The 8,653-nt window shown below is 63.8% G+C and carries 11 protein-coding genes and 1 pseudogene; 5 read left to right on the top strand and 7 right to left on the bottom strand.

All coding sequences use genetic code 11. The features are described 5' to 3' along the window. Positions 1 to 555 (top strand): PDZ domain-containing protein (locus EOA75_RS24140; protein WP_127325342.1); only part of this gene is annotated, 555 nt, incomplete at its 5' end. A 15-nt stretch (positions 556 to 570) separates the two neighbouring features. On the opposite strand, the pseudogene EOA75_RS24135 reads toward EOA75_RS24140, so the two are convergent. Beyond that, positions 571 to 995: pseudogene (locus EOA75_RS24135) on the bottom strand (VOC family protein). A gap of 66 nt (positions 996 to 1,061) precedes the next feature. Between EOA75_RS24135 and EOA75_RS24130 the strand changes: the two are divergent. Further along, positions 1,062 to 1,688, top strand: coding sequence for a TetR/AcrR family transcriptional regulator (locus tag EOA75_RS24130; RefSeq protein ID WP_127216855.1), 627 nt, complete (start codon positions 1,062 to 1,064; stop codon positions 1,686 to 1,688). Here EOA75_RS24130 and EOA75_RS24125 read toward each other — a convergent pair. Then, positions 1,630 to 2,577 (bottom strand): LysR family transcriptional regulator, encoded by a 948-nt coding sequence (locus EOA75_RS24125; protein WP_067326806.1) that lies wholly within the window; start codon positions 2,575 to 2,577, stop codon positions 1,630 to 1,632. The genes EOA75_RS24130 and EOA75_RS24125 overlap by 59 nt on opposite strands. A 110-nt stretch (positions 2,578 to 2,687) precedes the next feature. Here EOA75_RS24125 and EOA75_RS24120 point away from each other — a divergent pair, with 110 nt between their 5' ends. The 3 genes from EOA75_RS24120 (at position 2,688) to EOA75_RS24110 (ending at position 4,619) form a co-directional block, all read left to right on the top strand. Beyond that, a complete protein-coding gene (locus tag EOA75_RS24120; protein ID WP_066994627.1) occupies positions 2,688 to 3,332 on the top strand; it encodes an FMN-dependent NADH-azoreductase in 645 nt (214 codons plus the stop codon). Positions 3,333 to 3,417: 85 nt separating this feature from the next. Continuing rightward, on the top strand, positions 3,418 to 3,657 hold the full coding sequence (locus tag EOA75_RS24115) for a hypothetical protein (protein ID WP_245466723.1): 240 nt from the start codon (positions 3,418 to 3,420) through the stop codon (positions 3,655 to 3,657). A 29-nt stretch (positions 3,658 to 3,686) separates the two neighbouring features. Beyond that, positions 3,687 to 4,619 (top strand): 3-keto-5-aminohexanoate cleavage protein, encoded by a 933-nt coding sequence (locus EOA75_RS24110; protein WP_067326797.1) that lies wholly within the window; start codon positions 3,687 to 3,689, stop codon positions 4,617 to 4,619. A 31-nt stretch (positions 4,620 to 4,650) separates the two neighbouring features. Here the strand turns inward: EOA75_RS24110 and EOA75_RS24105 are convergent, their stop codons facing one another. The 5 genes from EOA75_RS24105 to rpoD form a co-directional block, all read right to left on the bottom strand. Then, positions 4,651 to 4,944 carry an HlyU family transcriptional regulator gene (locus tag EOA75_RS24105; protein ID WP_067326794.1) on the bottom strand — a complete coding sequence of 98 codons (294 nt, stop codon included), beginning with the start codon at positions 4,942 to 4,944 and terminating at the stop codon, positions 4,651 to 4,653. A 201-nt stretch (positions 4,945 to 5,145) separates the two neighbouring features. Beyond that, the gene (locus EOA75_RS24100) at positions 5,146 to 5,817 is read right to left on the bottom strand and encodes a PadR family transcriptional regulator (RefSeq protein WP_095823214.1); all 672 of its coding nucleotides are present in this window, start codon (positions 5,815 to 5,817) and stop codon (positions 5,146 to 5,148) included. A gap of 140 nt (positions 5,818 to 5,957) precedes the next feature. Next, the gene (locus EOA75_RS24095; RefSeq protein ID WP_206517029.1) at positions 5,958 to 6,338 is read right to left on the bottom strand and encodes a DCC1-like thiol-disulfide oxidoreductase family protein; all 381 of its coding nucleotides are present in this window, start codon (positions 6,336 to 6,338) and stop codon (positions 5,958 to 5,960) included. Between the two features lie 67 nt (positions 6,339 to 6,405). Further along, entirely contained in the window at positions 6,406 to 6,699 is a 294-nt protein-coding gene (locus tag EOA75_RS24090) for a GYD domain-containing protein (RefSeq protein ID WP_066994615.1), read from the bottom strand. A gap of 203 nt (positions 6,700 to 6,902) precedes the next feature. Continuing rightward, positions 6,903 to 8,653, bottom strand: a 1,751-nt coding sequence (rpoD, locus tag EOA75_RS24085; RefSeq protein ID WP_127325341.1) for an RNA polymerase sigma factor RpoD, incomplete at its 5' end; no start/stop codon positions are given.

The following is an 8,653-nucleotide window of genomic DNA, read 5'->3' as shown; positions in this document are numbered from 1 at the left end:
GTCACCGCCGGCGTCGTCTCGGCGCTCGGCCGCTCGATGCGCGCCTCGACCGGCAGGCTGATCGACGACGTCATTCAGACGGACGCCGCGCTCAACCCCGGCAATTCCGGCGGACCGCTGGTGTCGTCGGCTGGCGAAGTCGTCGGTGTCAACACCGCCATGATCCACGGTGCGCAAGGCATTGCCTTCGCGGTCGCCTCCAACACCGCCAATTTCGTCATTTCCGAGATCATCCGCTTCGGCCGCGTGCGCCGCGCCTTCATCGGCGTCTCTGCCGATACGACCAACCTGCCGCGCCGTGCCGCACTTCTCTCGCAGGTCACGACCAAGACGGCCGTGCGCCTGCGCAGTGTCGAAAAGAACGGCCCCGCCGCGAGGGCTGGCCTGAAGGAAGGCGACATCATCGCCGCTATCGACGGCCGACCGGTCACCGGCGTCGATGATCTCGTGCGCATGCTCGACGCCGAACGTATCGGTCGCGAGACGCTCTGCACCGTCGTGCGCCGCACCGGCGTCAGCCAGGTCGCCGTGACGCCGGCGGCGCGGACGAACTGAGACCCGCTGTCCGGCCTAGCTCCCGGCCGCACCTTTGGCGTATTGCGCCAGGAATTCTTCGCTCGGCGCAATAGGCTTGATCACGTCGATCAGCACGCCGTTGGGGTCCTTGGTGATGAAATGGCGCTGGCCGAAGGGCTCGTCGCGCAAGGTGCGCAGGATCGGCAGGCCTGCGGCCACGATGCGCTCATAGACGGCGTCGGGATCGCGGACCTCGAAATTGATCAGCAGGCCGGACGTGCGTCCCCGGCCCTCCTCAGGGATCGTCTCATGTCCCCGTCGACGATGCCGAGATTGACGCGGCGATCCTCGGCCGACTGCAGATGGACGTACCAGTCGCTGTCGAACACCGCCTTGAAGCGGAAATGCTCGACATAAAAGGCCGCCGTGGCGGCGACGTCGCCGGTCATCAGCACCGGATAATAGCTGGTCGTCTTCATCTTTCTTTCTCCTGCCATCCAACATACAGTCTGTATGTAAGTGCAATTAACATACAGGCTGTATGTATGCAACCAGAGTCTGGACGCCGCTCCAACCGCGACCGCACCGAGGCAACGCGCGCCGATCTGATCCGCGCGGCGCGAAAATTGTTCACGGAAAAATCCTATGCGGAGACGGGCACGCCGGAGATCGTGGCCGCCGCCGGCGTGACGCGTGGGGCGCTCTATCATCATTTTGCCGACAAGCAGGCGTTGCTCGCCGCGGTCGTCGAACAGGAGGCAGCGACCGTCGCAGCGGAGATCGACCGCGCCTCGCCCGCCTCGCTCTCGGCCCGCGATGCCTTGATCTCCGGCTCCGGCGCCTATCTCGCCGCGATGCGCGCGCCCGGCCGCACGCGGCTTTTGCTGCTCGATGGGCCGGCCGTGCTTGGCCGCGCGGCGATGGACGAGATCGACAACCGCCACGGCAACCGCTCGCTGCGCGAAGGCCTGATCGCAGCCATGCGCGCGCGCTCGATGGTCAAGCTGCCGGCCGAGGCGCTGACCGCGGTGCTGGCCGCCGCCTTCGATCGCGCGGCTTTGGCCATCGAGGCCGGCGCATCGGCCGAGGAGTATCGCGCCGTGCTGATGGCGCTCATGGACGGCTTGTCTCCGGCTCCTCCTCCGTCCAAACGCCCGGCTCCAGCTCGTTGAAGCAGCCGAGCTGCCGCTTGAACTCGTCGATGAGCCACGACGCCGCCGGCTTGGGGCTTCGGTCGTTGCGGTGCATCGCGTACATCGGCGCACGCACCTCGCGATAAGGCTCGAGATCGAGCTCGACCAGCCGCCCGCTGGCGATGTCGTCGGCAATCAGCCAGCGCGGCAAGCCTCCCCAGCCGAGACCCTCACGCATCAGGGCATGCTTGGTGCGCACGTCCGTCAGCCGCCAGGTGCGATAGGCAAACACGCCATAGTCGCGGCCCCGCGTCCGCTCCGACTGGTCGGAGACGACAAGCTGGATGTGGTCGCGCAGATCTTCGATCGCAATTGGCTTCGGCAGTTTCGCCAGCGGATGGTCGGGTGCGGCAGCCGGCACCAGCGAGATGAAGCCGATGCGCAGCAGATTGACGTCCGCATCGCCTTGCAGGCCGCCAAAGCCGAGGTCCGACTGGCCGTTGACGACCTGATCGACGATCAGGCCGAGCGAACCGATATAGAGGCGCAGCATCACCGCCGGGAACTGAGCCTCGAAGGCCTTGAGCACCCGCACGAGCGCCGGCGAAGGCAGCGCCACGTCGACCGACAGGTTTACTTCCGCCTCCAGCCCTTGCCTGTAGCCGTCGGCGCGCGAGCGGATGCGCTGCAGCACACCGATCATGCGCCGCGCGTCCTCCAGCATGGCCTTTCCGACATCGGTCAGTTGCGGCTCGCGCAGGCCTTCGCGCTCGAACAGTTTCAGGCCCAGTTGCGCTTCCAGGTTGGCGATGCCGTAGCTCACCACCGACTGCGCCCTGTTTAGCTTGCGCCCCGCGGCCGAGAAGCTGCCGGTGTCGGCCACCGCCACCAGGATCTGCAATTGGTCGAGCGTCGGATTTGGCTGCATGATCAATCCACATTCTCGATGGATACTATGCAAATAATACCAGTTTTCCGGATAGAGCGGCAACCCCATATTGGACGGGAAAGTCAATCCAACCCAAAGGGGACACCGCCATGTCCATACTGCTTGTTACCTCCAGCCCGCGCGGCGCCGCCTCGCACTCGACCCGAGTCGCCACCGATCTTGCTCAGAAGCTGGTTGCCGCCGATCCGTCCAACACACTTGTCGTGCGCGACTTGGTCGCCGATCCGCTGCCGCATATCGATCCTGACTATGCCACCGGCATCTACACCCCGGCCGAGGCGCGCAGCCCGCGTCAGGCCGAGGTGGTCGGCGTGTCCGACGCGGTGCTCGACGAGCTGTTCGCGGCCGACACGATTATCCTCGCCACCGGTTTCATCAACTTCAACATTTCCTCGACGTTGAAGTCGTGGATCGACCACGTCGCACGCTCGGGCAGGACTTTTGCTTATGGTGAGAATGGCCCGAAGGGCCTGGTCGCCGGCAAGAAGGTCTATATCGTGCTTGCTTCGGGCGGCATCTATTCCGAGGGTGCCGCGGTGCAGATGGATCACGCCATCCCCTACCTGCGCGGCGTGCTTGCCTTCCTGGGCATGACGGACGTCGAAGTGATCCGCGTCGAAGGCGTCGGCATGGGCGCCGACGCGGTCACCGCCGCGCTTGCCAAGGCCACCGCCAAGGTGGATGCGATCGCGGCCGCGGCTGCTAACGCGGACGGGATCGCCGTGGCCGCGTAATCATTGCCCTGAGAACGGAAAAACCCTGAGAATGAAAAGGCGGGCGCCGATCGGCGCCTGCCTTTTTTGCATGTTTCGTCGAGCCGTGCCGATCTGGAACGACTGTTTCTTCCCGCTGGTGCTGATCACCTCCGGCAATTTGAGGAAACTGCCGCCGGGGCTGACGGTGTTCGTCGGCGAAATTCACCGCCGACTAGCTGTTCACCGGGCTGACACTGGCGGCGCTGCCGATTACCGTGTTCTATATCGTGCCGTCGAGCGGTTCATTGCCGGCATCGCCCAAGCGGTCGAACAGGACGCGGTCGAACAGGGCGCGTTCGGATAGCGAAGAGATCAGGATCAGGGCATCAAAAAGTGGCAAGCCAGAACAAGATCATCATCACCTGCGCGGTCACAGGCTCGATCCACACGCCGTCAATGTCGCCGCACTTGCCGGTGACGGCCGAGGAGATCGCGACCGCCGCTATCGAGGCGGCCGAGGCGGGTGCCGCGATCGTCCACCTTCATGCCCGCAATCCGGTCGACGGACGCCCCGACCAGTCGACCGAGGCGTTCGCCCCTTTCCTGCAGGTCATCAAGCAGCGCTCCAACTGCGTCGTCAACATCACCACCGGTGGTGCGGCGACGATGAGCGTGGAGGAACGCGTCAGGCCCGCGAAAGTCTTCGCGCCCGAGGTCGCCTCGCTCAACATGGGCTCGATGAACTTCGCGCTGTTTCCGATGCTGGAGCGCTTCAAGACGTTCGAGCATGAGTGGGAGCGGCCCTATCTCGAATCGTCGCGCGACCGGATCTTCCGCAACACTTTCGGCGATATCGAGCACATATTGCGCACCTGCGCCGACAACGGCACGCGCTTCGAGATCGAGTGCTACGACATCGGCCATCTCTATACCCTGGCGCATTTCGTCGAGCGCGGGCTGGTGAAGGCACCGTTCTTCGTCCAGAGCGTGTTCGGCATCCTCGGCGGAATCGGCACGCATCCGGAGGACGTCGCCCATATGAAGCGCACGGCCGATCGGCTGTTCGGCAACGAATATCACTGGTCGGTGCTGGGCGCCGGCCGCCACCAACTGCCGATCGCCACGCAGGCGATCGCGCTGGGCGGCAATGTGCGGGTTGGCCTGGAGGACTCGTTATGGATCGGCAAGGGCAAGCTTGCCCGCTCGAGCGCCGAACAAGTAACGAAGGTCCGCCAGATCATCGAGGGCCTCGGCGCCTCGATCGCCACGCCCGACGAGGCGCGGCAGATCCTGCAGCTGAAGGGCGGCGACAAAGTCGCGTTCTGATCCCGGCAAAAAAAGAACCCTGCGGCAACGGCTATCCAAACATCCGCTCGCCCTGCTCGTCGACGAGCTGGATGCCCTTCTTGATCGAGATGTCGACCGCATCGTCCAGCCCGGCGAAACGGTCGGCGCGGATGAAGCGGTGCTCCTTCATCACGCCGTCCACTTCCTTGGAGACGACGCCGCAGGTCTGGTACTGGCCGTCCGCCTTGTAGGGCGTGGCGCTGATCAGGAAGCCCTTGTGCTCGACCTGCTTTGCCGGCTTCGCGGCTCCGGTGTCCGTCGCCTCACCACCGCCGCCGCCGAAAAGACGTTTCAGAAAAGACATAGCGCATCCTCCAACGGCAAATCGTCCTGCATCACATAGCGTGCCGCAGGACGATTTTCACTACAGCATGAACCCGAAAACTGTGCAGCGGTTTTCGGGAAGATCATGCTCACACAAAGATAAACGGGATGACTTTTGGAAGTCATCCCGCTTTGACGGTCATCGGTCGAGCCAGCAATAACCCGTTCAGTGCCGGGCGACTCAGCGACGCGAGAGGGCCTCGAGCGCTGCGGCGGCGTCTTCCAGAATGCTGATCGCCTCGGCCTGCTTGTCCTCCGGCGCATCGACGATATCGCTGAGCGCGGCGCGTAGGCGGTGGCGCAGTGCGCGGAACCGGTCGCGCTTTTCGTGACGGCCGCGCCGGCCGACGTCCTCGCCCTCGTCGTTCCAGCCAAACCAGTCGCGCGCCTTGGCCATCTTGCGGCCGAACCGCTCGAGATGGTCGAGCACGTGATCGATCATCTCGCGATTTTGCTCGAGATGCGCCCTGCCCGCCTCGGTGATCGAGAACACCTTCTTGTTGCCTTCGCTTGACGAGACGGCATAGCCGGCCTCTTCGAGAAAGGTCAGCGTCGGATAGACCACGCCCGGGCTCGGGCTGTAGATGCCGCTGGTGCGTTCCTCCAGCGCCTTGATGATGTCGTAGCCGTGCCGCGGCGCCTCGGCCAGAAGCGACAGCGTGATCAGCTTGAGATCGCCGTCGGCCAACATGCGGCCGGCGCGGAACATGTCGCCCGGACCGCCGCGGCCGCCGCCGCGCATGCCCTGGCCGAAGGGACCAAAGCCGCCGCCGCGACCACCGAAACGACCGGCCATGTGCATGAATATGCGCTGACCGAAATGGTTGTGCCCGAAGGGATTATGCTTGTGCATGGATCGCTCCTTGAGTTCTATCTTACGATATATCTTAGCTAGGTGGCGGGTGGAGTCAAGATATATCTTACGATGCATCTTGGTTGACGCAAGGCGAACTGCGAGGCGGTCGAATGCGCAGCGATCGCCGCGAAAACAGCCTACCAGCGGCCTTTGCGGCGGTTCCAGGGGTAGAGAAGATCGGCAAACCGATCATAGACAAAGCGCGTCAGCCGCAGCACGACCGAATTGCCGAACAGGGTGGCGAGCCATCCCTCGCCAGGCGTGAGCCGCCAGACGGCGATCGCCACATCGGCACCGACCAGCAGCTTGCCCTCGGCATCGGTCGCATGCAGCCGCCGGCGGACATCCTCGAGCGAGGCGCCGAAGGCTGAAAGCGCTTGCGGTTCGAAATTAATGTCGCGGAATTCGACGCGGCCGGACTTGACCGCTTCAATCAGCCGCCGTTTCTGGCGGTTGATGCCGGCATCGCAGACCGGGCAGCGTGTGTTGTACCAGACAGTCAGCAACGGCTCAGGCATCGCGCGACTATCGGCGACCGAGCGCGGCACCGCAATATCAGCATCGAGCCGGGCTGTTTCCGGCGCTCTACCCCAGCGAACTGATGATCTCGCGGTAGGCGAATTCCGGAAACGCCTTCATCGTCCGCGTCCTGACATTGCCGCCCGACGACAACATCAGCGCGAAACGGGCAAGCACGGCATCGTCCGGCGCTTCGACAATGGCGACCATGTCGCATTCGCCCATCGTCAGATAGAATGCCTTGAACGATCCGCCCATTTCACCGAGCAGCTTCTTGGCGGCATCGAGCCGCTTCGGCGACTCCCGCACGTTCTTGGCGCCCAATTCGGTCCAGTTGATAAGCACGATGTAGGTTGTCATGGCACACCTCCCACCGGGAGCCACGGAGCGCAACGCCTGGCAGTTGCGGCCGGCGTCCGGGGCGGGCATCCGGCTTGTCGCCCACAAATGCATCCGACCCTGAAATTATCCTCCTGTTGAGCAAGCCCGGCAAGGCGGCATAACAAATAGGTGGAAATGAAAAAGGACGCCGAGGCGCCCGTTTTCGTATGTTGCGTTTCCGCTCAGCTGTCCAGGAAGCTTCTCAGCTTCCGCGAGCGGCTCGGGTGCTTGAGCTTGCGCAGCGCCTTGGCCTCGATCTGACGGATACGCTCGCGGGTGACCGAGAACTGCTGGCCGACCTCTTCCAGCGTGTGGTCGGTGTTCATGCCGATGCCGAAGCGCATGCGCAGAACACGCTCCTCGCGCGGGGTGAGCGAAGCCAGCACGCGCGTGGTTGTCTCGCGCAGATTGGCCTGGATCGCCGCGTCGATCGGCAGGATCGCCATCTTGTCCTCGATGAAGTCGCCGAGATGCGAATCCTCCTCGTCGCCGACCGGCGTTTCGAGCGAGATCGGCTCCTTGGCGATCTTCAGCACCTTGCGCACTTTTTCGAGCGGCATTGCGAGCTTCTCTGCCAGCTCTTCCGGCGTCGGCTCGCGGCCGATCTCATGCAGCATCTGGCGCGAGGTACGCACGATCTTGTTGATCGTCTCGATCATATGCACCGGAATGCGGATGGTGCGCGCCTGATCGGCGATCGAGCGGGTGATCGCCTGCCGGATCCACCATGTCGCGTAGGTCGAGAACTTGTAGCCGCGGCGATACTCGAATTTGTCGACTGCCTTCATCAGGCCGATATTGCCTTCCTGGATCAGGTCCAGGAACTGTAGGCCGCGATTGGTGTATTTCTTGGCGATGGAGATGACGAGCCGAAGGTTCGCTTCCACCATTTCCTTCTTGGCGATCGCGGCCTCGCGCTCGCCCTTCTGCACCTGGTTGACGATCCTGCGGAATTCCAGAATCGAGATCGCCGTCTCGGTGGCGAGGTTCTGGATCTCGGCGCGCAGTTCCTTGATCGCGTCCTTCTCGTTCTTTGTGAATTCCTTCCAGCCGCGCGAGGTGAGATTCGCGATCGAGCGGGTCCAGTTCGGATCGAGCTCCGAGCCCTGATACTCCTTGAGGAACTCCTCGCGGCGCACGCCGTAGCTTTCGGCGAGCCGAAGCAGCTTGCCCTCGTTCTGCACCAGGCGCTTGTTGATGTCGTAGAGCTGCTCGACCAGCGCTTCGATGCGCGCGGTGTTGAGCGACAGCGACTTCACCGCCTTGATGAGTTGCTCCTTGAGCTCCTTCAGCCGGCGATCCTGGCTGGGCGAAAGCGTGCCGGCAGCCGCCAGCCGGTTCTCGACCTGCTGGTCCTGCAGCTTGCGAAGCTTCTTGTAAGTGTCGGCGATGACGTCGAGCGTCTCCATCACCTGCGGGCGCAGTTCCGCTTCCATCGCGGCCAGCGACAGGCTTGCCTCGTCCTCGTCGTCTTCCTCTTCTTCCAGCCCGCGCGTGTCGCCGCCAACATTGGTGATGTCGTCTTCTTCCTCGCGCGCCGCCGAGCGGCCGCGCGGCTTCTCTTCGGCCTTGGGCGCTTCCTCGACGCGTTCGACAACCGGCGCCTGCTTGGCCTCGGGGCCGGCATAAGTCGCCTCGAGGTCGATGATCTCGCGCAGCAGGATCTTCGATTCGTTGAGCTCGTCGCGCCAGATGATGATCGCCTGGAAGGTGAGCGGGCTCTCGCACAGGCCCGCAATCATCGTCTCGCGGCCGGCCTCGATGCGCTTGGCGATCGCGATTTCGCCCTCGCGCGACAGAAGCTCGACCGAGCCCATCTCGCGCAGATACATGCGCACCGGGTCGTCGGTGCGGTCGGTCGGCTCTTTCTTGGTGGTCGTGGTGGCAACGGCGGTGCCGGTCTGCTCGGCAAGCTCGTTGGCGTCTTCCTCGG

The sequence above is a fragment of the Mesorhizobium sp. M1A.F.Ca.IN.022.07.1.1 genome, from assembly GCF_003997575.1.
In the GTDB taxonomy this organism is placed as follows: domain Bacteria; phylum Pseudomonadota; class Alphaproteobacteria; order Rhizobiales; family Rhizobiaceae; genus Mesorhizobium.
Note: the sequence above shows the minus strand (reverse complement) of the source record. Positions and strands in the feature narration are given on the sequence as shown.